Origin of the sequence: Diaphorobacter aerolatus, from assembly GCF_014489535.1 — a bacterium.
In the GTDB taxonomy this organism is placed as follows: Bacteria; Pseudomonadota; Gammaproteobacteria; order Burkholderiales; family Burkholderiaceae_C; genus Diaphorobacter_A; species Diaphorobacter_A aerolatus.
In genome coordinates this window covers 4,601,552-4,624,759 of sequence record NZ_CP060783.1, presented here as the reverse complement: position 1 = coordinate 4,624,759, position 23,208 = coordinate 4,601,552, and the positions used below count along the sequence as shown (strand labels likewise).

22 protein-coding genes and 3 pseudogenes are annotated in these 23,208 nt (G+C 64.1%); 12 read left to right on the top strand and 13 right to left on the bottom strand.

Annotated elements, in window-relative coordinates; all coding sequences use genetic code 11:
* The first annotated feature begins 35 nt into the window (after positions 1–35).
* From H9K75_RS21705 to H9K75_RS21680, 5 genes and pseudogenes are all read left to right on the top strand, one after another.
* Positions 36–515 carry a CopD family protein gene (locus H9K75_RS21705; protein WP_187724099.1) on the top strand — a complete coding sequence of 160 codons (480 nt, stop codon included), beginning with the start codon at positions 36–38 and terminating at the stop codon, positions 513–515.
* A 143-nt stretch (positions 516–658) separates the two neighbouring features.
* On the top strand, positions 659–1,231 hold the full coding sequence (locus H9K75_RS21700; protein WP_187724098.1) for a MarR family winged helix-turn-helix transcriptional regulator: 573 nt from the start codon (positions 659–661) through the stop codon (positions 1,229–1,231).
* Between the two features lie 47 nt (positions 1,232–1,278).
* Positions 1,279–2,748, top strand: a complete 1,470-nt coding sequence (locus H9K75_RS21695; protein WP_187724097.1) for an efflux transporter outer membrane subunit — start codon at positions 1,279–1,281, stop codon at positions 2,746–2,748.
* Between the two features lie 16 nt (positions 2,749–2,764).
* Positions 2,765–4,099, top strand: coding sequence for an HlyD family secretion protein (locus H9K75_RS21690; protein WP_187724096.1), 1,335 nt, complete (start codon positions 2,765–2,767; stop codon positions 4,097–4,099).
* Positions 4,100–4,129: 30 nt separating this feature from the next.
* A pseudogene (locus H9K75_RS21680) lies at positions 4,130–5,759 on the top strand (DHA2 family efflux MFS transporter permease subunit).
* Positions 5,760–5,822: 63 nt separating this feature from the next.
* Here H9K75_RS21680 and H9K75_RS21675 read toward each other — a convergent pair.
* The gene (locus H9K75_RS21675; RefSeq protein ID WP_319016928.1) at positions 5,823–6,137 is read right to left on the bottom strand and encodes a tetratricopeptide repeat protein; all 315 of its coding nucleotides are present in this window, start codon (positions 6,135–6,137) and stop codon (positions 5,823–5,825) included.
* 161 nt (positions 6,138–6,298) lie between these two features.
* On the opposite strand from H9K75_RS21675, the gene H9K75_RS21670 reads away from it, so the two are divergent.
* Both H9K75_RS21670 and H9K75_RS21665 read left to right on the top strand, forming a co-directional pair.
* Complete coding sequence (locus tag H9K75_RS21670) at positions 6,299–7,150, top strand: DUF2167 domain-containing protein (protein WP_187724093.1); 852 nt, start codon at positions 6,299–6,301, stop codon at positions 7,148–7,150.
* A gap of 17 nt (positions 7,151–7,167) precedes the next feature.
* Complete coding sequence (locus H9K75_RS21665; protein WP_187724092.1) at positions 7,168–7,914, top strand: hypothetical protein; 747 nt, start codon at positions 7,168–7,170, stop codon at positions 7,912–7,914.
* Positions 7,915–7,949: 35 nt separating this feature from the next.
* Here H9K75_RS21665 and H9K75_RS21660 read toward each other — a convergent pair whose 3' ends face one another.
* The 3 genes from H9K75_RS21660 to H9K75_RS21650 all read right to left on the bottom strand — a co-directional run bounded on the left by H9K75_RS21660 (position 7,950) and on the right by H9K75_RS21650 (position 11,960).
* Positions 7,950–8,696 carry an HDOD domain-containing protein gene (locus H9K75_RS21660; RefSeq protein ID WP_187726143.1) on the bottom strand — a complete coding sequence of 249 codons (747 nt, stop codon included), beginning with the start codon at positions 8,694–8,696 and terminating at the stop codon, positions 7,950–7,952.
* A 234-nt stretch (positions 8,697–8,930) separates the two neighbouring features.
* Entirely contained in the window at positions 8,931–11,288 is a 2,358-nt protein-coding gene (locus H9K75_RS21655; protein ID WP_187724091.1) for a Tex family protein, read from the bottom strand.
* A 120-nt stretch (positions 11,289–11,408) separates the two neighbouring features.
* Positions 11,409–11,960, bottom strand: coding sequence for a hypothetical protein (locus H9K75_RS21650; protein WP_187724090.1), 552 nt, complete (start codon positions 11,958–11,960; stop codon positions 11,409–11,411).
* 140 nt (positions 11,961–12,100) lie between these two features.
* On the opposite strand from H9K75_RS21650, the pseudogene H9K75_RS21645 reads away from it, so the two are divergent.
* From H9K75_RS21645 to H9K75_RS21635, 3 genes and pseudogenes are all read left to right on the top strand, one after another.
* Positions 12,101–12,498, top strand: a pseudogene (locus H9K75_RS21645) (hypothetical protein).
* Between the two features lie 32 nt (positions 12,499–12,530).
* Positions 12,531–13,600: pseudogene (locus tag H9K75_RS21640) on the top strand (DUF72 domain-containing protein).
* A gap of 98 nt (positions 13,601–13,698) precedes the next feature.
* Positions 13,699–14,802 (top strand): ornithine cyclodeaminase, encoded by a 1,104-nt coding sequence (locus H9K75_RS21635; protein ID WP_187724088.1) that lies wholly within the window; start codon positions 13,699–13,701, stop codon positions 14,800–14,802.
* Here the strand turns inward: H9K75_RS21635 and H9K75_RS21630 are convergent.
* The 8 genes from H9K75_RS21630 to H9K75_RS21600 all read right to left on the bottom strand — a co-directional run bounded on the left by H9K75_RS21630 (position 14,777) and on the right by H9K75_RS21600 (position 21,141).
* Positions 14,777–16,150 carry an MFS transporter gene (locus H9K75_RS21630; protein WP_226858360.1) on the bottom strand — a complete coding sequence of 458 codons (1,374 nt, stop codon included), beginning with the start codon at positions 16,148–16,150 and terminating at the stop codon, positions 14,777–14,779. The genes H9K75_RS21635 and H9K75_RS21630 overlap by 26 nt on opposite strands.
* A 199-nt stretch (positions 16,151–16,349) precedes the next feature.
* Positions 16,350–16,775 carry an MATE family efflux transporter gene (locus H9K75_RS24325; protein ID WP_264293888.1) on the bottom strand — a complete coding sequence of 142 codons (426 nt, stop codon included), beginning with the start codon at positions 16,773–16,775 and terminating at the stop codon, positions 16,350–16,352.
* The gene (locus H9K75_RS21625) at positions 16,676–17,695 is read right to left on the bottom strand and encodes an MATE family efflux transporter (RefSeq protein WP_226858358.1); all 1,020 of its coding nucleotides are present in this window, start codon (positions 17,693–17,695) and stop codon (positions 16,676–16,678) included. Before H9K75_RS21625 ends, H9K75_RS24325 begins: the two co-directional genes overlap by 100 nt.
* Before the next feature lie 9 nt (positions 17,696–17,704).
* A complete protein-coding gene (locus tag H9K75_RS21620; protein WP_226858357.1) occupies positions 17,705–18,295 on the bottom strand; it encodes a methylated-DNA--[protein]-cysteine S-methyltransferase in 591 nt (196 codons plus the stop codon).
* Positions 18,292–19,236 carry an SDR family oxidoreductase gene (locus H9K75_RS21615; protein ID WP_187724086.1) on the bottom strand — a complete coding sequence of 315 codons (945 nt, stop codon included), beginning with the start codon at positions 19,234–19,236 and terminating at the stop codon, positions 18,292–18,294. Before H9K75_RS21615 ends, H9K75_RS21620 begins: the two co-directional genes overlap by 4 nt.
* 45 nt (positions 19,237–19,281) lie before the next feature.
* On the bottom strand, positions 19,282–20,208 hold the full coding sequence (locus tag H9K75_RS21610; RefSeq protein ID WP_187724085.1) for a glutathione S-transferase family protein: 927 nt from the start codon (positions 20,206–20,208) through the stop codon (positions 19,282–19,284).
* A gap of 19 nt (positions 20,209–20,227) precedes the next feature.
* On the bottom strand, positions 20,228–20,704 hold the full coding sequence (locus H9K75_RS21605; RefSeq protein ID WP_187724084.1) for a GNAT family N-acetyltransferase: 477 nt from the start codon (positions 20,702–20,704) through the stop codon (positions 20,228–20,230).
* Positions 20,705–20,721: 17 nt separating this feature from the next.
* A complete protein-coding gene (locus H9K75_RS21600; protein ID WP_226858356.1) occupies positions 20,722–21,141 on the bottom strand; it encodes a PaaI family thioesterase in 420 nt (139 codons plus the stop codon).
* 3 nt (positions 21,142–21,144) lie between these two features.
* On the opposite strand from H9K75_RS21600, the gene H9K75_RS21595 reads away from it, so the two are divergent.
* Positions 21,145–21,282: a hypothetical protein gene (locus H9K75_RS21595; protein WP_187726182.1), complete on the top strand. Its 138-nt coding sequence runs from the start codon at positions 21,145–21,147 to the stop codon at positions 21,280–21,282.
* A gap of 176 nt (positions 21,283–21,458) precedes the next feature.
* On the top strand, positions 21,459–22,436 hold the full coding sequence (locus H9K75_RS21590; RefSeq protein WP_187724083.1) for a class I SAM-dependent methyltransferase: 978 nt from the start codon (positions 21,459–21,461) through the stop codon (positions 22,434–22,436).
* On the opposite strand, the gene H9K75_RS21585 is transcribed toward H9K75_RS21590, so the two are convergent.
* Complete coding sequence (locus H9K75_RS21585; RefSeq protein WP_187724082.1) at positions 22,428–23,207, bottom strand: TrmH family RNA methyltransferase; 780 nt, start codon at positions 23,205–23,207, stop codon at positions 22,428–22,430. The genes H9K75_RS21590 and H9K75_RS21585 overlap by 9 nt on opposite strands.
* Position 23,208 lies beyond the last annotated feature (1 nt).

The following is a 23,208-nucleotide window of genomic DNA, read 5'->3' as shown; positions in this document are numbered from 1 at the left end:
CCGACCCCACTTACATCAACCACCAGGCCCACGCCATGCTGTTCATCGCACTCAAAATCATCCACCTGTTTTGCATCGTTGTCTGGGTGGGCGGCATGTTCTTTGCCCACTTCTTTCTGCGCCCCGCCGTGCAGGAGCTGGACCCACCGGTGCGTGTGAAACTGATGCGAGACGTGCTCGGGAAATTCTTCTCGGTCGTGCTGATTCTCGCGGTGCTCACGCTGCTGTCCGGCATCGGCATGATCGGCTCGGTCCACGGCATGGCCGCCAAGGCCGGCGCACAGTTCTCGATGCCGCTGTCGTGGATCGTGATGACGGTGCTCGGCCTGATCATGATGGCCGTGTTCGGACATATCCGCTTCGCACTCTACAAGCGCCTGAACAACGCGGTGGAAGCCCGCGACTGGGCCGCCGGAGGCGCGGCGCTGGCCAGCATTCGCAAGCTGGTGGCCCTCAATCTGGCGCTCGGACTTGTGATCATCGCGGCCGTCCGGCTGCCGCTCGGTCTTATGTGATCGATCCTGCATGAATCTTCACGACGCCGCATGAGCGGCGTCGGTGAAAACCCTTATCGCATCAGTGTCGCGCAGCTTTCATAAGAGAGTGCAATAATCGCCGGTCAATTTAATTGACATGACAACTATTGCTCAGACAATTTATGGATGGCGACAATCCCATCGTAGAGCCGGGTGACGAGAGCACCTACTTCTACCAAAACAATTCCTACACGCCGACTCAGAGCGCGGGCTTTCTGATGCGCCGCGTGCTGGGCTCGATTCTTCAGCAGGCCGATTCGCAATTGCAGCAACATGGGCTGACCTATGTGCAATGGCTGCCGCTCTACCGATTGATGGTATGCCCGGATGCCACCCATGCCCAGCTCGCCAAGGATCTGGCCATGGACCCGGCCTCGGTCACCCGCGCGCTGGATCGCATCGAACTCAAGGGCCTGCTGCGCCGCGAGCGCTCGACGGCGGATCGCCGCGTCGTGCATCTGGTGCTGACCGATGAAGGCCGCCGCATCGCCGCGGAAGTTCCGCGCGTGCTGGCGCGCGTGCTCAACCACCATCTCGCGGGATTCAGCCATGAGGAATGCAGGCTGCTGATTTCCATGCTCCAGCGCATGCTGATCAACGGCGAGGCGCTTCGCGGCCCGTTCTGCGGTCTCGTGCCCGACCCGGAGTCGGCCTTCGTGATGGCAACGCGCGCGCCCGACGCCGCAGGCCGTTGAGGCGCGGGGCAACGCTCTCTTCAGACATTCCAAATCACAACAACATCATGTCCATCTTCCGATTCAGCGCCGTTCAGGCACCTGCCGTTCCATCCGTCGCCACGGCGCTCTTCGCCGCACTGGTGCTCGCGGGTTGTGCCTCGCAGGGCCCGGCGCATCCGCCCTATGAACAGATCAGCGCGCAGGACGTGGGTCTCGCCAATGCGCAAACTGAAACCGTGGTTGCGCAGCAATGGTGGAAGCAGCTCGGCGACCCGCGACTCGATGCCCTGATCGAGGCCGCGCTCAAGGACAGCCCAAGCGTCGCCGCGAGTCACGCGCGCTTCGACAAGGCCGCCGCGCTGGTGGAGGCCAGCGCCACGGCGACCGACGTTCGCGGCACGGTCTCGGCGAGCGCAACCCGCCAGCACTACACCGAAAACGGCATGATTCCGCCGCCGGTGGCTGGCAACACCTACAACAGCGCCGATCTGCAGGCGGGGCTGTCATGGAAGCCCGATTTCTTTGGCCGCTATGCCGCCGAGCTTCAGTCGGCGCTCGGTCAGGCGCGCGCCGCCAAGGCGGACAGCGCCTCCGCCGCCAACCAGATTGCCGAAAAAATCGCGCGCAGCTATGTCACGCTTGCGCGCCTGCTGGCGCAGCGCGAAGTGGCCGAGCGCACGCTCTCGCAACGCCAGTCACTGCTCGACCTGACGCAGCAGCGCACCCGCCAGGGTCTCGACAGCCAGGTCGAACTGACCCAGGCCGAGGCCGCGCTGCCCGACGCCGGCACGCAGATCGAAATGCTCAACGAGCAGATCACGCTCGCGCGCCGCACCATCGCCGTGCTTGCCGCGCAGGCACCCGACGCACAAAGCGGCCTGACCCCGACGCTTGCCACGCTGCATGTCGAGCAGGTGCCGACCGTGCTCGGTGCCGACCTGCTGGGTCGCCGCCCCGACGTGGTGGCCGCGCGCTGGCGCGTCGAATCCGCCACACGCGGCATCGACAGCGCGCGTGCCGACTTCTATCCCGACATCAATCTGACGGCATTCGTCGGTCTGAACGCGCTTGGCTTCAATAACCTGTTCAACGCCGGATCACGCCAGTTCGGCGTCACGCCCGCGCTGCGCCTGCCGATCTTCGATGGCGACCGTTTGCGGGCGCAACTGCGCGGCAAGCAGGCCGACCTGGACACCGCCATCGCCCAATACAACGGCACGGTACTCGACGCAGCCAAATCTGCGGGCGATGCCATTGCGTCCGTGCAATCGCTGGCTCGCCAACAGCAGTTGCAGGCCGAATCGCTGAACAAGGCCGAGCGCGCCTACGATTTCGCCGTGCAGCGCTACAAGGCCGGACTCGCAAGCCAGATCGTGGTGCTGAACACCGAAGTCCAAGTGATCAATCAGCGCCGCCTGACCGTGGACCTGCGCGCACGCGAACTCGACACACGCATCGCGCTGATGTCGGCACTCGGCGGCGGCTGGCAGGACGACACCGCCAACGTGCAGGTCAGCAACAACTTCAACAAATAACAGAGCGCCTACTACCATGACTGATACCAAGCCCGCCAACGCTGCCGCTCCTGCGCCCGCAGCCGCTCCCACCGCCAACCCGCAAGGCCGCAAGAAAGGACTGACGGTCATCGCCGCAGCCGTGGTCGTGGGTGCCATCGTCTGGGGCGGCTACCACTGGATGGTCGCAAGAAACTACCAGACCACGGACAACGCCTACGTGGGCGGCAACGTCGTGCAGATCACGCCGCAGATCGGCGGCACCGTGACCAGCATTGGCGCGGACGACACCGACTTCGTCAAACCCGGGCTGCTGCTGGTGCAGCTCGACACGGCGGACGCGCTCGTCGCACTCTCACAGGCCGAATCGCAACTCGCGCAGATCGTGCGCCAGACCCGCACGCTCTATGCGAACAACGCACCGCTGATGGCGCAGGTCGCCGCGAAGGAAGCCGATCTCTCGCGTCTGCAAGCCGACGCATCGCGCACCCGCGACGACGTCGCTCGCCGCCGTCCGCTGGCTGCCACGGGTGCCGTGGGGCAGGAGGAATTCAACCACTCGCAGGCCCAGGCCAAATCCGCCCAGGACGCCGTCACCGCCGCCCAGGCCGCCGTGCGCGCGGCCCGCGCCCAGCTCGACGCCGCCGAAGCCACCACCAAGGGCAGCAATTCGAGCGACTACCCTACCGTGCTTGCCGCATCTGCCAAGGTGCGCGAGGCCTATCTGGCGCTTGAGCGCACGCGTCTGATCTCCCCCGTTCAGGGCTTCGTCGCCAAGCGCGGCGTGCAGCTCGGCCAGCGCGTGGCGGCGGGCTCACCGCTCATGACCGTGGTCGATCTGAACAATCTGTGGGTCGATGCCAACTTCAAGGAAAGCCAGCTCTCCGACCTGCGCATTGGTCAGCAAACGGAACTGGTGGCCGATGTCTATGGCGACAAGGTGACCTACCACGGCACCATCGTCGGGCTCGGTGCCGGAACCGGTGCCGCGTTTTCGCTGCTGCCCGCGCAGAACGCCACGGGCAACTGGATCAAGGTCGTGCAGCGCGTGCCGGTGCGCATCAGCCTCGCGCCCGAGGATTTGAAGCAGCATCCGCTGCGCGTGGGATTGTCGATGGAGGTGAAGGTCGACGTGCGTGACAAGAACGGTGCCTCGCTCGCCGCCGACACGCGCAAGACGCCGGTCGCGCAAACCACGCTCTACGACAACGTCATGCCCGAGGCCGAAGCGCGCATTGCGCAAATCATCGCAGGCAGGAACATCGCGCCGCTCACCGCCCTGCCCGCGCTGTCGCAAGCGCCTGCACCAGCGGCCGAGGAGCAGCTTGCGCAATCGGGCGGCGCGACCGTCAACAGCGCAGTCACCAAGTAATCGCACGTTCGACGCAATCGAATCCGACCCATGACTGCCACCACCGCCAACCCATCCGGCGCGCTGCCCGAAGACGGCGACCACGCCGTCGCCTCCGCCGCACCGCCGCCTGCCATGCCCACGCCCCCGAGCCGCTGCGGGGTGCGCAGCTCGCGCTGGGCACGATCGCGTTGTCGCTTGCCACGTTCATGAACGTGCTGGACTCCTCGATCGCCAACGTCGCGATTCCGGCCATCGCGGGCGACGTCGGCGTGAGCCCGAGCCAGGGCACGTGGGTGATCACGAGCTTCGGCGTTGCCAACGCGATCTCCGTGCCGCTCACCGGCTGGCTCACGCGGCGCTTCGGTGCCGTGCGCCTGTTCACCATGAGCGTGCTGCTGTTCGTGCTCACCTCCTGGATGTGCGGCTTTGCCTCGTCGCTCGAAATGCTGGTGGTGTTTCGCGTGCTGCAGGGCCTTGTTGCGGGGCCGATGATTCCGTTGTCGCAGACACTGCTGCTCGCGAGCTATCCACCGGCCAAGGCGGGTACGGCGCTGGCGCTCTGGGGCGTGACCACACTGGTCGCGCCGGTGGTCGGGCCGCTGCTGGGCGGCTGGATCACCGACAACATTTCCTGGCCGTGGATCTTCTACATCAACGTGCCCGTGGGCCTGCTGTCCGCGCTGCTGACCTGGAGCATCTACCGCTCACGCGAGACGCCCACGCAGAAGCTGCCCATCGATTCCATCGGCCTGGCGCTGCTCGTGCTGTGGGTCGGCGCGTTGCAACTCATGCTCGACAAGGGCAAGGAACTCGACTGGTTCGCCTCCGCCGAAATCGTCACGCTGGCCGTCGTGGCGGTGGTCAGTCTCGCGGTGTTCATCGTCTGGGAATTGACCGACGCGCACCCGGTCGTCGATCTGCGGCTCTTCAAACGGCGCAACTTCGCCGCCGGATCGATCGCGCTGTCGATTGCCTACGGCGTGTTCTTTGGCAACGTGGTGCTGCTGCCGCTGTGGCTGCAGCAGTGGCTTGGCTACACCTCCACGTCGGCTGGCATGGCGCTGGCGCCGGTAGGCATTTTTGCGATCCTGCTCACGCCGCTGGTGGGTCGCAAGGTCTCTGTGTGGGACCCGCGCATCATGGCCACGGGCGCCTTCGTGATCTTCGCGCTGGTGCTGTGGATGCGCTCGCACTTCACCACCGACACGGACTTCAACCACATCCTGATTCCGACCCTGATCCAGGGCGGCGCCATGGCCTTGTTCTTCATTCCGCTCACCACGATCACGCTCGCGGGCCTGGGCCCGGATCGCATTCCGGCCGCAGCGGGCCTGAGCAACTTCGTGCGGATCACCGCAGGAGCCATGGGCACGTCCATCGCCACCACGCTGTGGGACAACCGCGCCGCCTTGCACCACGCCCACCTGACCGAAGGACTGATCCAGGGTCAGGGCGTATTCGGCCTCACGCTACAGGGCCTGAAGGCGGCCGGACTGTCGCAGGAACAGGCGCTCGCGCAGATCAATCGCCTCATCGACCAGCAGGCTTACACGCGTGCGGCGGACGACATCTTTCTCGCATCCTCGTTCCTGTTTCTCTCGCTGATCGTGCTGATCTGGCTGACCAAGCGCCCCGCCCGCATGCCGGTGGCGGCTCGGAAGCAGCGGGAGCGCACTGACGGAGTCGGCATGGCAGAGCCGGGGTGGATGGAAAAGCGTCTGTTTTCCGACGCGTCGGTCCATCACGCCTCGCTCTTGTCCAGCCGCCGCAGAAACACGCCCAATTCCTTGACGACCTGCGCATCACCGCGCGCCTCGGCACAGGCGAATCCCTTGGTCCAGGCGTCTCGCGCCGCTGCCGTGTCACCCAATGCCAGCGCGGCCTTGCCGAGAAACTTCCACGCGACCGAATACTGCGGATCCAGCTCGACGGCGCGTTGCAGATGTTCGCGGGCAGCCAAATAGCGCTCGGCATCCAGGTGACTCTTGCCTAGCGTATAGCGCAATAGGGCGGTTTCCTTGCCGGATGCGAGCAAGGCCTCGAGACGGGTGGTCATGTCGTTCATGTCCGGATTCTCGAGCAGAAGCGGATGCGGTGCGTGAACGTCCCTTCTGCGCGCTGTTTTCGCGAGGCGGTAAAAAACGACGCGAAATAGACAAACCGTCCCCTTAGAATAATTGCAACCAAAATCTTTACTACAACAGCAGGGAAATCAAAGTGATCAAGAAAATTGCGGGCTTGATGGTGGGTCTCGCTCTGGCATTCGGTGCCGCAGCGCAGGACGGAGAGGACAGCAAGGCCATGAAGGAGATTCAGTCTCTTCAATGGCAAAAGGGAGGAACGGGGCAGATTGCCTCGATGGCCAACATCAAGGTGCCCGCAGACTACGGTTTCCTCGGTGACCGGGATACTTCCAAATTTCTCCAGATCGCGGGTAATCCGCCGCGCTCCGATCACTACCTGATCGCGCCAGCCAACCTGGGGTGGTTTGCGATTTTCAACTTTGACGATTCTGGCTATGTCAAGGATGACGAGAAGATCGACTCTGCCGATCTGCTCAAGTCGATCAAGTCGTCTGACGCCGCCGGAAACAAGGAGCGCAAGCGCCTGGGTCTGCCAGCCATCTACACCGACGGCTGGGCCGTCGAGCCGCACTACGACAACGCCACCAAACGCCTCGAATGGGGCCTGCGCCTGCGTGATGAAAGCGGACGTCCGGTGGTCAACTACACCTCGCGCCTTCTCGGGCGAAGCGGTGTGATGGAGGCCACGCTCGTGACCGATCCCGAGACGATGACCACGGACGTCGCGCAGTTCCAAAAGGTGCTCACGGGTTTTGAATACAACGGCGGACACAAGTATTCCGAGTTCAAGAAGGGCGACAAGGTAGCGGCTTTTGGCCTCGCTGCACTGGTGCTCGGCGGCGCGGCGGCGGTGGCGACCAAGAAGGGCTTCTGGGCGGTGCTTGGTGGCTTCTTTGCCGCCGGCTGGAAGTTCATCGTGGCCGCAGTCGTCGCACTGGGCGCGGGCATCGGCAAGCTGTTCAAGCGAGACAAGTCGTCGCAGTAAGACGCTACACTCGCCGCGTGTACAGCGCATTCACTCCAGAGGCGCAGATCGTTGTCGCGATTTGCGCCTTTTATCTTTATGACGCCTGCATCACGGCGCGCGTCAACGAGGGATTGTTGCTGCGCGGCTGGCGCGGCTGGCGTTGCCGTCTGGGCGTTCAGGGCCTAGAGGCACGTCGGAAATTCCTGCTCTGGCCCGCGCTCATGCGCCCTCACCTGCCGGTCTATCGGCTGAATTGGCAGAACACCGATCTCGCGATGAACCGGCATCCAAAAGCCGTCGAGGCCATGCAGGCCGATGCCACGACCTATCGCGCATTTCGCGTGCCGATTTATCTGCTGGCGCTGGCGCTTCTGGTGATTCTGCCGGTGACGCTGCTCGGCCATATGGGTGATGTCGCGCGCCTATGCGCCGTGCTGCTGGTCTATCTGTTCACGGCCTGCCTGAGCGTGATGACGTGGCGGTACGGCTCAAGACACGACGAGCTGCGCGCGCAGGCCCGTTCACTGTCCCTGCAGGTTCTGCTGTGCCCGCCGTTTGCGCTCAACGTGGTGCGCAAGCTTTCGCTGCTGCACGTGTTTGCCTGCTCGCTGCCCGAGGCGGCGATGCGCGTTCTGCCGCGTGAAGACTGGCAGGCCACGGCGCTGGCCCTGCACACGCAGATCGCTGACGAGATCGAAGCCGAGGAACCCGGAGAGACCGTAGCGCGGCTGCGTGCATCGCGCGATGGGCTGGCCGCGCATCTGCCGCCCGCCGAGGTCTGAGCGCTGCTCGTCGAACGGCATCAGGGCCGGCTCGTTCAATCGTCCCGATCTCCGGGTTTCCAGTTGATCGGATCCTGCTGGAGCACGGTGTCGATGTCGAGACCGAGCGTCGTGCCGATCTCCCCGGGAAAGGTCACGGCCAGTTCCCGGTCGTTGAGTCGCGCCTCTCCGGCACGCGCGCGCCAGACCGCCAGATTGAGCACCGCCGCAAGGGGTTCGTAGGAGTCGTTGTCCAGCGGATTGGTCTGGTAGCTGAGCGCCTCGACCAGCACCTGCGGCAATTGCCAGCGCCTGGCAAGCCCACCGCTCACCTGCGCATAGCTGAAACCGAACAGCCGCATTTCAAGCTCGACGCGACCCAGATCGAAGGGACCCGCCAGCGCATTGATGCTGTTGATGCGTGCGCATTCGGCACGATGAATGACCAGCTCTCCCACGGCGTGCAGCATGCCCGCCGCGAAAGCCGCCACGGGGTTGAGGCGCAGAATCCCCGCAAGCGATCGGGCCATGCGAGCGGTCTCGAGGCTGTAGCGCCAGAACTGCTGCAGGCTCATGCCCGGAACATTGCGCGCCGCCGTGCCGACCGGCGCTGCCGCCGTCAGCGCGCGCAGCGCGGCGTTGGGCATCAGCGCCAGCGCCTGGGGTATGCCGATCACCTGCCGGTGCGCTCCGAAGCGCTCTTCGTTGGCGGCGCGCAGCAGCGCTGCCGTCAACCCCGGGTCGCTGGCAAACAATTGGTTGAGTCGCGCCAGTTGCGGTTCCGGCGCGATCAACTCGGTCATCAAAAGCGCGAGGATACGTGGCCTGCTGGACACCACCAGAGCGTGGTCCAGCGTCTCGGAAACAGTCGCAATCACCGGAAAATCGTTATGTAACAAATTGCCTACGATTATCCACCCTCACATGTCAATTGCCCATTCAAGTTGACTTTCTTGACCCGTTCAAGCGTCAAACTGTTGCAGCAATGACAATCTCACCGGCCCGGCGAGCCTTGGTGAGACCCGAATCGTGGGAACTCAGCGCTTGAGTTGTTGCAGCTTCGCAAACGCCGACGCCATCGCCGACTGTTGCGGCGCGGGTTCGTTGCCGCGTCGCTGCGGCTGGGCATAGCCGCGCCCTGCGCCCTCGAAGCGGTTGTCGCGCGGGCCGTCGCGGCGCGCGGGCGCCGCATCGAGCTTCATGGTGATGCTGATGCGCTTGCGCGCCACATCGACCTCGAGCACCTTGACCTTGACGATGTCGCCGGTCTTCACCACCTCGCGCGCATCGTTCACGAACTTGTGGCTGAGTTGGCTCACGTGAACCAGGCCGTCCTGGTGCACGCCCAGATCGACGAACGCGCCGAACTGCGCCACGTTGCTCACCGTGCCCTCGAGAATCATGCCTTCCTTGAGGTCCTTGATGTCCTCGACACCCTCGTTGAAGCGCGCCACCTTGAAGTCCGGACGCGGATCGCGCCCCGGCTTCTCCAGCTCGCCCAGGATGTCCTTCACGGTGATCACACCGAATTGCTCGTTGGCGAACAGTTCCGGCTTGAGCGTCTTGAGCATCTCGGCGCGGCCCATGATCTCGTTCACCGGCTTGCCGGTCCTGGCGATGATCTGCTCGACCACGGCATAGGTCTCGGGGTGCACGCCCGTCATGTCGAGCGGGTTCTCGCCATCGCGAATACGCAAAAATCCGGCGGATTGCTCAAAGGTCTTGGAGCCGAGTCCGCTCACGTCCATCAACTGCTTGCGGCTCCTAAACGCGCCATTGGCCTCGCGCCAGCGCACGACGGACTTGGCCACGCTAGACGACAGGCCCGACACGCGCGAGAGCAGCGGCACGCTGGCCGTGTTCAGATCCACGCCCACCGAGTTCACGCAGTCCTCGACCACGGCTTCCAGCGTGCGCGCGAGTTCACTCTGGTTCACGTCGTGCTGATACTGGCCCACGCCGATGCTCTTGGGCTCGATCTTCACCAGCTCGGCCAGCGGATCCTGGAGCCGGCGCGCAATCGACGCAGCGCCGCGCAGGCTCACGTCCACGTCGGGCATTTCCTGCGATGCATATTCGCTTGCGGAATAGACCGAAGCGCCCGCCTCGCTGACCACCACCTTCTCGATGTGCTTGTCCACCTTGGCGGCCATCTTGATCAGATCGGCGGCCAGCTTGTCGGTCTCGCGGCTCGCCGTGCCATTGCCGATGGCGATCAGGTTCACACCATGCTTTTCCACCAGCTTGCCGAGGGTGTGCAGCGAACCCTCCCAATCCTTGCGCGGCTCGTGCGGAAAGACGGTGGCGGTCTCGACCAGCTTGCCGGTCGAATCGACCACGGCCACCTTCACGCCGGTGCGGATTCCCGGATCGAGGCCCATCACGTTGCGCGGACCGGCGGGCGCGGCCAGCAACAGGTCGCGCAGGTTGTCGGCAAACACCTTGATCGCCACTTTCTCGGCGTCTTCGCGCAGGCGCGAAAACAGGTCGCGCTCGGTGGACAGGCTGAGCTTGACGCGCCAGGTCCAGGCTACGCACTTGCGGATCAGATCGTCGGCCTTGCGCGAGGCATGGCTCCATTGCAGGTGATTGGCAATCCGCCCTTCGGCGATGCTCGGCTTGCCCGGCTCGGGCTCGACCGGAAGCACCAGCTTGGCCTCGAGAATCTCAAGCGCCCGCCCACGAAACACCGCGAGCGCGCGATGCGAGGGCACGCGACCAATGGGTTCGTCGTATTCAAAATAGTCGCGGAACTTGGCGACTTCGGGATCGGCCTCGTTCTTCGCGTCGACCTTCCTGCTGCGCAGCAGCCCCTCGCTCCACAGCCATTCGCGCATGGCCTGCACCAGCGCCGCGTCTTCGGCCCAGCGCTCGGAGAGAATGTCGCGCACACCGTCGAGCACGGCGGGCACGGTAGAAAAATCCGCCCCGGGCTTGCCGTCGGGCAGCACTTCGGGCTCTTTCAGAAAGGCCCTGGCTTCTTCCTGCGGATCGAGATCGGGATGGGCGAACAGCATGTCCGCAAGCGGCTCGATGCCGAATTCCCTGGCGATCTGGCCCTTGGTGCGGCGCTTCTGCTTGAACGGCAGATAGATGTCCTCGAGTTCCTGCTTGGTCGGCGCGGCGGCAATCGCGGCACGCAGTGCATCGGTCAGCTTGCCCTGCTCGTCGATGGCCTTGAGCACCGCCACGCGGCGATCCTCAAGCTCGCGCAGGTAGGAAAGGCGCGCTTCGAGTTCGCGCAACTGGATGTCGTCAAGACCGCCTGTCACTTCCTTGCGGTATCGCGCGATGAACGGGACCGTGGCCCCGCCATCCAGCAGCTCGACGGCTGCGCGTACCTGGGATTCGGAGATTTTGATTTCTGCGGCCAACTGCCGGGTGATCTGCTGCATGAACTAAGTCTGGCTCGCTGGGAGCGATGCGATGGAGGCGAAACGATAGAGTTTGCCACACGCAGATGCTCACCCGGACGACCGGATGCACGCGACTGTCATCAATGGTTTTGCAATACGTTACCGAAACGTGTAGCTCGCCTGGAACATCAGGGCCGATTTTCCGAGCAGGTTCACCTGAGCGCCCCAGTTGTGGCCGAAATCCCATCCAATCGCGGGAATCACGGTCACGCCCCAGCCATTCTTGTTGTTGAGTGGAATCTTCTTGTTATACGGATACTTGTAGCCGTGAATCACCCCGCCCGTGAGCTTGAAGAAAAACGCCTGATGACTGTCGAGCGGACGAAACTTCCAGCCGTAGTACCCGTATTGACTGAACTGCCCGAACGAGTTGTTGAAGACCGCAAAACCCGCCAGTTCGCGCTCACCAAGTTCCTTTTCCGCCGTGAGCAGCCACACATACTTGTGCTTTTCCTCGTCGGGCTCGAAGTCGTGTTCCTTCTTCGCGTCGGAAAAGTGATGGGTATAGGGCGCATAGCCGATCATCCATCCCGCAAGCGCCGAAGGCGGCGCATCGACGGCCGAATCCGCGCTTGCGGCGAAAATGCTGGCGGAACTCAAAAGCAGCGTGGCGGAGAGCAGAACCGGTCGCAATACGGCGGAAATCATCATGGATTTGTATTTGTTTTCAGTTTCACGAAACGTCGGCAAAGATGCAAGCTATTGTTATTAACTTGGCAATATTTGCCGTAAACGAATGTCGTTCGACAATAGGCCATTTTTCCCCGCCAAAGCTGAACAATTCCTGAACGATGCCGCAGCCCCTTCCGCCCATCCGCACCGAATGCCCGCCCGGCGCGTGCAATTGCGGCCGCGAGGCACTGTTGCAAACTCCCGGCAGCGACATGCGCATCCTGTGGCTCACGCGCGACGAGGAAAAGCGTTTGCTGCACCGGTTGGAAAATCTTCAATCGCTTTCGGATCTTCGGCATCTGCAACACCTGTTGCGGAGCCAACTGGGCGTGACCCTGACGATCAGCCGGAGTCCCCACGAAGTTCGCAGTCTGCGCGGCATCGCGATCCTCGTGAATGATTTGCCGGACTGTGCAAAAAGACGCGCCAGAACATTCCGGCCGCCATCAAGAAAAGCATGGAGCAGCATCCCGAAATTGCCTTCAATCTGCTCGATGAAGACGGGCTTTTTGCATGAGCGACGTGAACGACGCAGAAAACGGTGCACCTTTGCAGGTTGATCTTTTCGGCGCGCCCGTTGACGTCCCCAAGCCTGCACCCCGGACACTGGAAACCGAGCCCGCGCCCGTCAAGCGCGAAAGGCCTGCGCGCACCACCAGCCTGCAGGCCGCCGCATGGAGCCCGAGTTGCTGGCGCTGGGCGCGGCACTTCCGGCGAACGTGCGTCTCGGCACGTCTTCATGGAGCTATCCCGGATGGAGCGGCCTGGTGTGGCAGGACGAGGCATCGGAGCAGACACTGTCCAAAAAGGGACTGCCCATCTATTCGCAGCATCCGCTGTTTCGCACCGTCAGCATCGACCGCAGTTTTTACCGCCCACTGAGCGCCAGCGACTACGCGCGCTACGCCGCGCAGGTGCCGCCCGATTTCCGCTTCATGGTGAAAGCCCCCAGCCTGATTACCGACGCGCTGGTGCGCAGCGAGGACGGGCGCGGCAAGCAAGCGAACCCCGCGTTCCTGAACCCCGAACTCGCGGTGCAGGAGTTCGTCGCGCCGGCACTCGAAGGGCTTGGAGCCAGGCTCGGCGCGCTGGTGTTTCAGCTCTCGCCGCTGCCCTGGCACCTGCTCGACCAACTGCCCCAGACCATTGCGCGGCTCGGCGACATGCTGAGCGCCTTGCCCGCTGTGACGCCGCATGCGCCCGACGCCGTGATCGCCGTGGAGGTACGTGATCCGCAATGGCTCGCGCCGGACATCCTGCCGCATTTCGCCAAGGTGCTGCGTGATGCCAATGCGACCTACTGCCTTGGCCTGCACGCCAAGATGCCGCCGCTTGCCGAGCAACTGACGCTGCTGCGCATGCTCTGGCCCGGACCGCTGGTCTGTCGCTGGAATCTCCATCCGCTCCACGGTCCCTATGGCTATGCCGACGCGGAAAAGCGCTACGCGCCCTACGACCGCATTCACGATCCCGAGCCCGAATTGCATGCCGAACTGGCGCAACTGGTTCGTACCTTCGCATCCCATGGACAGCGCGTGCACATCGCCGTCAGCAACCATGCAGAGGGTTGTGCGCCGCTTTCCGTGCAGACGCTTGCCACGCAAATCGTGGGGAAATAGGGCCTCGCTGAGGGAAGAAGCCTTGCCGTCTTTGCGAGATATTGACGCTTGACCGCATTCGGGCGAAGCTCTGCGCGTACAGCAGACCGGAGCCTGTCATGACTTCCGCTCACACACCGAAAATCAGGTCGGTACGTACCGACTTTCTCAGCGCCAGCAACGCCGCGCGAGTCGTCGCGCAGGTCGGCGTGATCGAATGCATGCGCCTGATGGCCGATGCAATCGAGGCCGACTTCCTGCGTTGGCAGGACTTCGACAAATCCGCACGCACCGCCGCGTATTCGACCAACGGCGTGATCGAACTGATGCCCGTGGCCGACACGCGGGACTACGCGTTCAAATACGTGAACGGCCACCCGATCAACACGCAGCACGGCCTGCCTACCGTGATGGCCTTTGGTGCGCTCGCCGACGTGGCGACGGGCGCGCCGCGCTTTCTGAGCGAACTCACGCTGACCACGGCGCTGCGCACCGCAGCCACCTCGTTGATGGCGGCGCGGCGGCTGGCACGCGGTGAAAGCCGCAGCATGGCGTTGATCGGCAATGGTTCGCAAAGCGAATTTCAGGCACTCGCTTTCGCGGGACTGCTCGGCGTGCGTGAGCTGCGGCTGTTCGACGTCGATGCCGCAGCTTCGGCCAAGCTGCTTGGCAATATTGCGCCGTGGCTGCGGGAACTGGACGCCAGCGCCCGCATCTGCGCCACGGCGGGCGAAGCGGTACGCGGTGCCGACATCGTCACCACGGTCACGGCCGACAAGGCCCGTGCGACGGTGTTCAGCGCCGGGATGCTCGAGCCCGGCATGCATATCAACGCGGTGGGCGGTGACTGCCCCGGCAAGACCGAGATCGCGTCCGCAGTGCTGATGCGCTCAGACGTATTCGTCGAATACGAGCTGCAGACACGCATCGAAGGTGAACTCCAGCAGATGCCCGCCGACTTCGCCGTCACCGAGTTCTGGCGCGTGCTTCGGGGCGAAGCCGCCGGGCGTACTTCTGCGCAGCAAATCACCTTGTTCGACAGTGTCGGCTTTGCGCTGGAGGACTATTCGGCCCTGCGCACCATGCACGGGCTGGCACGCGAGGCCGGGCTGCTCGACGCCATCGAACTGATCCCCGATCTGTTCGACCCCAAGGATTTGTTTGCGCTGGTGCGCAGCGCGACTCGCCCGGACACCGTCAGTGTGCGGCTGCGCCGCGCGTGATGCGCAGCGCACTGAAAATCCCCGAGAGCACCGCACTTGCCGCCGCGATGCACAGCGCCAGTGATTCGGCAAAGCCGTCATGCACGGGCCACAGCGCGAAGATCGCGCCAAGCATCAGGGCCCCGAGCGTCTGGCCCGTGAGACGTGCGGAGCCCAGCATGCCGCTGGCCGCGCCGCTTCGGTGCAAGGGCGCCGAGGTGACGATCGTGTGATTGTTCGGTGACTGGAACAACCCGAACCCGGCGCCGCACAACGCCATGCGCCACACCACGTTCCAGTCGGCGGGATGGGCTGGCATCAGCGCAAGCGACAGCAAGCCCAGCGCGAACAGCGCCATGCCTATGCCGCCCAGCACTCCGTCCTGAAAACGTCCGATCAAGCGCCCGGCAATCGGCGCGGCCACCACCGTTGCAAGCGGCCACGCGGTGATCAGCATGCCTGCCTTCAAGTGGCTGTAGCCCAGCACTTCGAGCAATAGATAGGGCATCGCGAGAAAGCCAAGCATCTGCGCGCAGAACGCACCCACCGATGCCCCCATCGAGAGGCGAAAAACCGGTATGCGCAGCAGATCGACCGGAAACATCGGTGCTGCCAGATACCACTGGCGGCGCACGTAGTACACGCCAACGAGCGCCCCCAGCAGCAGACACAGCAATCCCGACCCAAGCGAGCTATTGCCCGTCCCGGTGCGCACGCCCAGTTGCTCGCCGCCCAGAAAAATCAGGCTGAACATCAAGACGTTGAGCACCACGTCGAGCAGCGAGAATTTCGGGCCGCTGCCGCTGCTACGCGGCGGATTCGATGGCAGGGAACGCAGCCCCAGCCACACGACGAAGATGCCAAGCGGCAGATTCATCGCGAACAACCACGGCCAGGAGGCAACCGAGAGAATCGCTGCCGCCACGGTCGGCCCGGCCATCGACGATGCGGCCACCACCAGCGAGTTGTACGACATGCCCTTGCCGAGTTCTGCACGCGGGAACGTCAGCCGCACCAGCGCGGCATTCACGCTCATGACACCCGCAGCGCCCAGCCCCTGCAACAGGCGCGCGAGAATCAGCGTCTCCAGGCTGCGCGCGAACATCGCCCCGACGGAAGCCACCGCAAACAGCATCATGCCCACGAGATAGACGCGCCGATACCCCAGCCGGTCACCGAGCGCCGCAAGCGGCAGCAGCAATACCAGCGTGGCAAGCTGGTAGGCATTGACCACCCAGACGGCATGCGCCGCGCTCACGTTGAGCTGACGGCCAATGTCGGGCAGCGCCAGATTCATGATGCTCGAATCGAGCACCGACAAGGCAATGCCCAGAAGGATGACCAGCATCGAATGGCGTCGCTGCGGCATGGGCAGGCCATCCGCCGGGGTCGGCGATGGACCTCGGGTTGGGGCGTGCGCGGGGAATCGGCGTCGGTCGTCTCAGAACTCATTATTCTTGGAGCAAGGCAGGCATTGGAATAGTCGCAGTATCAAACAATCTGGTTGACGATTTTAAAAAATAACCTGATCGCCAACGTGTTCAACCCCAAGCATCCCGGGCGCGCCATCAGCCCCAACGTGTGCGCCGCACGGCCCAGCCCGTCGCCACGCCATACACCACCATGGCGGCCAGCGCCAGCCAGAACAGTGAAGAAGGCGATCCGCCGCCGCGCTGGGCAAGCCACGCGCCTCCAATGGCAACGAGCGCCAAGCGCGCCGAGCCCGCGAGAATCGGCCCGAGGACTCGACCCGAGCCGAGTGATGCGAAATACAGCGTCAGGCCGAATCCAAAGAAGGCAAAACCCGGCCCGGTGGTGCGCAGATACAGATCGGCGTTGGCCAGCACGGCGGCATCGTTGGTGAACATGCCCGACCAGATCCTCGGCAGCCACATCACCGTGAGCCCGAGCACGGCGAGCGCCAGAGCCGACACGCAACCTGCGGTCCACGCCACACGGCGCGCGCGTGCCACCTGCCCCGCTCCAATCGCCATGCCCACCATCGGCACCGATGCCACGCCGATGCCGAAGGCAATGGGATCAGCAGAAACTCAAGCCGCTGCCCGATGCCGTAGCCCGCGAGCGCCTGCGGCCCGAAGCGCGCGACCAGCGCGGTCATGATCACCGCCGTGAGCACCGACTGCACCGGCGAGAGGCAGGCCAGCGCCCCGACACGCAGGATGTCGCGAAACATTGGCCAGGAAAACCGCATGTTCTGCCAGGGCAGATCGAGCACCGTTTGCCCCCATTGCAGATAGACCAGCAGCAGCAGCGAGCCGAACGCCATCGCAATGATGTTGCCGAGCGCAATCCCCGTCATGCCCCAGCGCGGCATGCCCGCAATGCCCAGCCCGAGCGATCCGCCGATGACGATCTGCAGCACCGCCACCAGCAGCACCACCGACGACGGCACGCGCATGTTGCCCGTACCTCGCACGACCGAGGCAAGCGTATTGCACAGCCACACCAGCATCGCACCGCTGAAGAGCACCTGACCGTAGCGCACGGCTTCGCCAAGCACCTCGCCCTTGCCACCCAGCAGCCTGAAAAAGAGCGGCCCGCACAGCACGAAAAGCAGCGAATACAGAACCCCCACGCCCGCACCAATCGCCAATGCATGCAGCGCCAGCGTGCCCGCGCGCGACCGGTCGCCGGCACCCAGCGCACGGCTGATCGCGGACGAAACGCCGCCGCCCATGGCGCCGTTGCTCATCATCTGCGTGAGCATGGCAAACGGAAAGACAATCGCCATGGCCGCCAAGGGAATCGTGCCCAGCCGCCCGACATAGTAGGTTTCGGCGATGCCGACCAGCACCGACGACACCAGCGCGAGCACGTTAGGCACGGCCAGCCGAAGCAGTGTCGGCAGGATCGCGCCTCTGAGCAACGGAGAGATGGACGCGGTGGCAGCCATGGACAGGCGTCAGAACAAGGGCAAGGTGCCGCCCGGACACGCGCCCTCGATGGCCAGCATGCGCAGCTTCTGCTCCGCACCGCCATGCGACGAGAAACCGCCACTCCGGTCTCCGGCGGCGAGCACGCGATGGCAGGGAATCACCGGCGCAAAAGGATTTCCACCGAGCGCCTGTCCGACCGCACGCGAGAGGTTCACATCCCCCAGCTCGCGCGCCAATTCACCATAGGTGCGTGTATCGCCCGGAGCAATCGCACGCGTGAGCGCGTAGACGCGAATCGCGAACTCGGGCACGCCGCGCATGTCGAGTTCTATGTCCGTCAGACCCAGCGCCTCGCCGCGCAGCAGCGCCTGCGTGCCATGCATCGCATCGAGCGCGGTCTGCGGAGGCCGCGCTGCCAGCAGCTCGCTCACCGTCTGCTGCATGGGCAATCCGCGCAGCAGGCGTTCGAGCGTGCTGGCCACGTCAGGCTCGGGCAACTGGATGGCCACGACACCGGCGTCGGACCATGCGAGCGCACAGTCGCCAATCCCGGTCTCGAAGTGACACAGGCCGATGGCGGCCGGGCGATTCACGCGCCATGCGGGATTGCCGCTCACGCCGGTGCCTCCGATGGGCTGGCGGGCGGCTCGGGCCATCGACCCATCAACTGGTCTTGCAGTTGCTCCCGCAATTGCGGCCTCGCGGCAAACGGATCGCTCGGGTTGCGCGCCTGCAGAATGTCGTCCATGCGCGTTCGCACCGCTCCCACGGCCTGCGGATGGCTGTAGATGTAGAACTGGTTGGCGGCTACCGCATCGAACACCTTTTGCGCTACCTCCTCGGCGGTGACGCGGCTATGGGTCACCGCCTTGTCGAGCATCTGCGATCCCAATTGCTGACTGCGAGTCGCGCCTGACACGTTCAACTCGTCAGGCCGATTGCGCTCGCTGCGTGCAATGCCGGTGGGCACGAAATAAGGACATAGCACGCTTGCGCCGATCTGCCCGGTCACCAGTTGCAGGTCCTGATACAGCGTCTCCGAAAGCGCGACCACGGCGTGCTTGCTGACGTTGTAGACGCCCATGTTCGGCGTGGCGAGCAGCCCCGCCATGCTGGAGGTATTGACGATATGACCGCGCCAGTCGGCGTCGGCACGCGCAGCCTCGAGCATCATGGGCGTGAACACGCGGACTCCGTGGGCCACGCCTCGCAGGTTCACACCCATCACCCAGTCCCACTCGCGCGCGGACGTTTCCCAGACAAGGCCGGTAGCAATCACACCCGCGTTGTTGAACACCAGATGCGGCGCACCAAAACGCTCTCGCACGGCAACGCCCAGCGCATCCATTTCCTCGGCATTCGACACATCGACGCGCAGCGCGAGCACATCGGCCGCCAGCGATTTCATTTCGGCTTCGGCCGCCGCCAATGCATCCGCCTGCACGTCCACGAGCACCAGCCGCATGCCGAGTCGCGCGGCGATGCGTGCGCACTCCAGACCCAAGCCCGAAGCCGCGCCCGTCAGCACCGCCGTCTTGCCCGAATAGTCCTCGATCATCTCCGTGTTCCCCCCATGCGATCTGGCTTCATACAGCGAGAAAAATCAAACCGCGCGCATCACGTAGCCGACGCGCGGAAAGTGCACGTGCATATTGCCCGCGCGCGCATCGACCCGCGCCAGCGTGTAGCGTGTGCGCGTTGCGGCGACCAGCTTGCCCACGGTCGGCTCCATGCCAAAACTGGCCGCGGAGATCGCCACCTTGGTGCCGAGCGCAATGCCGTGGTCGTCAAGAAACACCTCATGCTCCGGTATCGTCGCGGGCTCGGCCTGGGCGGCAACACTCATCGCCTCCTGCATCGACAACTTTTCCATGCGCCCCACGCCCAGCGCGGAGATGCGGTCCATCCAGCCCAGCACCTGGGGAGTGGCGTCGAAGATGGCTGCCAGATTCGGTGTTCCGATCCGCGTGAACCACAGCGGGTGGAACACGGAGAAGTCGGCAATGCAGGGCTGATCCCCGAGCAGGTATTTGTTTTCGTCGAGCATGCTTGCGATCCGGCGCAGGTCGGAGCGGTAATTCACCGCCGCATCCGCAGCCGCCATGAGCGGAAACCCCATCGCCTTGCGGTCGTTGACAAAGGCCTCGGCGAGCGAGCGATCAGCATTGGCAAACAGCACCTGCAACCCTTGCGGTTGAAAGTTGTATGACATCGCCGCCCAGAACATCTGCTCGTCGGCCCACTGAGCCACGACGCGCGCAAGGCCTTTTTGATGCTCGGGATAGAGCGTGGGTGTCGGCTCGTGGTGTTCGAGCACGTCACAGATCAGCGCGGTATCGCAATAGATGTCGGCTCCGATCTGCAGATACGGTGTGCGCCGGTAACCGCCGGTCAGCGCCTCCACGTCGGGCTTGGGCATGAAGCCCGGCACAATCACGGACTTCCACGCCAGTTGCTTGTAGCCCATGATCGCCCTGATCTTGTGCGAGAACGGGGACATGGGGTAGTGGTGCAGTATCAGTTCGTTCATGGTGTGGTGTCCTGTGCCGTTATTCCGTCTCTGGTGTGTACAGCATTTCCAGATGCGGAATGCCGTCTTCAAGATATTCTTCTGAAACCGTTTGAAATCCCAGCTCGCCATACATGCGTTGGAGGTGGGACTGCGCGCTGATGCGGTTCGGCAGTCCGGGGTGCACGCGCGCCGCGTGAGCAAGGCCCTCGGCTACCAGCAGTCGGCCGATTCCCAGCCCGCGAATCTCGGGAGCGCAGACCACGCGACCAATCGAAGGTTCGGGAAAGCTGCATCCCGGATCGACGATTCGCAGGCACGCGAGCAGGGCGTTGCCATGCGCGGAATCCGGCGCACGACCCAGCAGGTGCCACGCGTGCCGGTCGTTGTCGTCGGGGTCCTGATAAGGCCCCTGCTCAAGTATGAAGACCCGGCATCGCAGGGCGAGCGCGTCATGCAGCTCGTGCGGCGTCATGTCGTCAAAGCGTTTGCAGGTCCACTGAATCGCAAGGGTCATGTCGGCCACCCGTTTGTTCAGTCCGTTGCCATCGGCGGCGTCCCGCCATCGAGCTTCTTGCGCTCGACATAGCGGAACGTGCCGGTCGCCATGGTGCACATCTCGCCACTCGCGTCGTAGATCCAGCCTTCGACAAACGCCATGCTGCGCGTGCGGCGGATGCGCCTGGCCTTGGCGACCAGCGGCCCCTTGGCCGGCACCATGAATGTGGACTTCATCTCGATGGTGACGATGCCGTGCTCCGGCGTATCGCTGCGCGCGGCCACCGACAGCGCCACGTCAAGCAGCGTCATGGCCGCGCCGCCATGGGCGACACCATGCGAATTCAGATGCTCGGGTTTGGGCGTGTAATGCAGTTCGGACTCGCCATTCTCCATGCGATGCAGCGTGAAGCCGAGCAGGTTCACAAACGGGATGTTGGCGCGAAAATTCAGCAAGGCATGTCTCCGGAAATTTGCGTGTTCAGTCGCGAGCATAGCCGCTCGGCCCAGAGTTTGCTGGCGCCTCTGGCGCGCTCCGTCAGCCCCGAGCACCGCGCTCACGCCGCCATCGACCGCCAGCCACTGGCCGGTGATTGATGTGCTTGGCACGGGGCGTGAAATCAAGCGGTTCCTCGCGCAGTGATGAAATCCGGCTGTCATTGTGGCGATCCTCGCCGCCTGGCGATGTCGCATTGGCGATTGCCGAGCCTGCGCACCTGCACCACATCCTGTCTACACTGCGTTTGGTTTTCTTCCCTCACGCCATTCGATTCATGCAAGCCCTGCTCGACGCCATCCGCCACATGCCTCATCCACAGGAAGCCACACGCATCTTCCATGGTCGCGGCGGACTGCATCCGGGATGCGAGCACCTGTCGCTCGATGCATTTCCGCCCGTGCTGCTGCTCACCAGCTTCGCCGAACTGGACGAGACAAGCATCGCCAACATCGGCAATGCCCTGCGGCAGCGCTGGTCGCAGATCGCCGCCAACGAGCCGCTCAATTGGGTACTACAGATTCGTCTGGTCGGCGGTCAGGGCAGCACCCACGTCATGAGCGGTAGCGTGCCCGATCCACATGTCGTGAGCGAGGCAGGAACGCGCTACGCAGTGCATGTCTCGCGCGGTCAGAATCACGGTCTTTTTCTCGACATGGCCGCGGGTCGCGCGTGGGTGCGCAGGCATGTGGAGGAACGCGCGCGGCAGCACGCCGGTGACGAATTCAGGGTGCTCAATCTGTTCGCCTATACCTGCGCGTTCTCGGTGGTAGCAATGCAGGCTGGCGCCACGCAGGTCATCAACATGGACATGAGCCGGGGCGCATTGTCCATCGGACAACACAACCATCGTCTGAATGACGTGAGCAAGGGCGCGAGCTTTCTCGCGCACGACATCTTCACGAGCTGGGGAAAAATCACGCGCGGCGGGCCGTACGCGCTGATCATCGTCGATCCGCCGAGCTACCAGAAAGGCAGCTTCGTCGCGACCAAGGACTATGCGCGGCTGCTGCGCCGCCTGCCCGATCTGTTGACACCTGGCGGCCACGCGCTGATCTGCCTGAATGCGCCCGAGTTGCCTGCATCCTTCGTGCATGAGCACATGCGCGAGCAGGCACCGGAACTGGAGTTCATTGAACGCGTGCCCAATCCACCCGTGTTCGCGGACCGCGATCCGGAGCGCTCGCTCAAGGTGCTGGTCTACCGCCGCGCCATGGTCGACGGTGCAGGCCAGCCCACCCGCGCATCACACTGAGTGACCAGCGCCGCTGGCATGCAGGCAGATCGCCGCCGCCGCCGCCACGTTGAGCGATTCTTCGCCACCCGGCTGGGCAATGCGGATGTGTGCGAAGGCGCGTTCCTCAAGCGCCTGGGACACGCCCTGCCCTTCGTGCCCCATCACCCACGCGCAAGGCCACGGGAGTTTCGCGCGATGCAGGAACTCGCCACGGTGTGAACTGGTCACGAGCAGCGGCACACGGAGCGCGGCGATGTCCTGCTCGCTCAAGCCCTCCACCAGACGCAACGCAAAATGCGCGCCCATGCCCGCACGCAGCACCTTGGCGCTCCAGAGCGCGGCGGTGCCCTTGAGCGCGGCAATCTGCGTGAAACCGAAGGCCGACGCGCTGCGCAGAACCGAGCCGACATTGCCGGCATCCTGCAGCCGATCGAGCACGACCGTGGGTGCGTCGGCATCGAGCGCTGCGACATCCGGCAGCGCCATCACGCAACCCATCTGCGCGGGCGACTCCAGCCCGCTCAGGTCGCGCCAGAGCGCATCGGCGATCAGCACGTTTTTCGCGGCAGCCTGCTTGAGTTCCGTAGGCGCGAAGGGCCAGAACGATTCGGCGAAAACGGCGATCTGCGGCTCGATCCCGCGCACCAGCGCCGCGCTGCAGAGGTGGTCGCCCTCAAGCCAGACCCGGCCCTGCTTGCGGTATGCGGTGCTGTCCTGTGACAGGCGACGCAGGTCCTTGAGCAGCGCGTTGTCGCGCGATTGGATCACCAAGGGAGTTGCTGCGGCCATG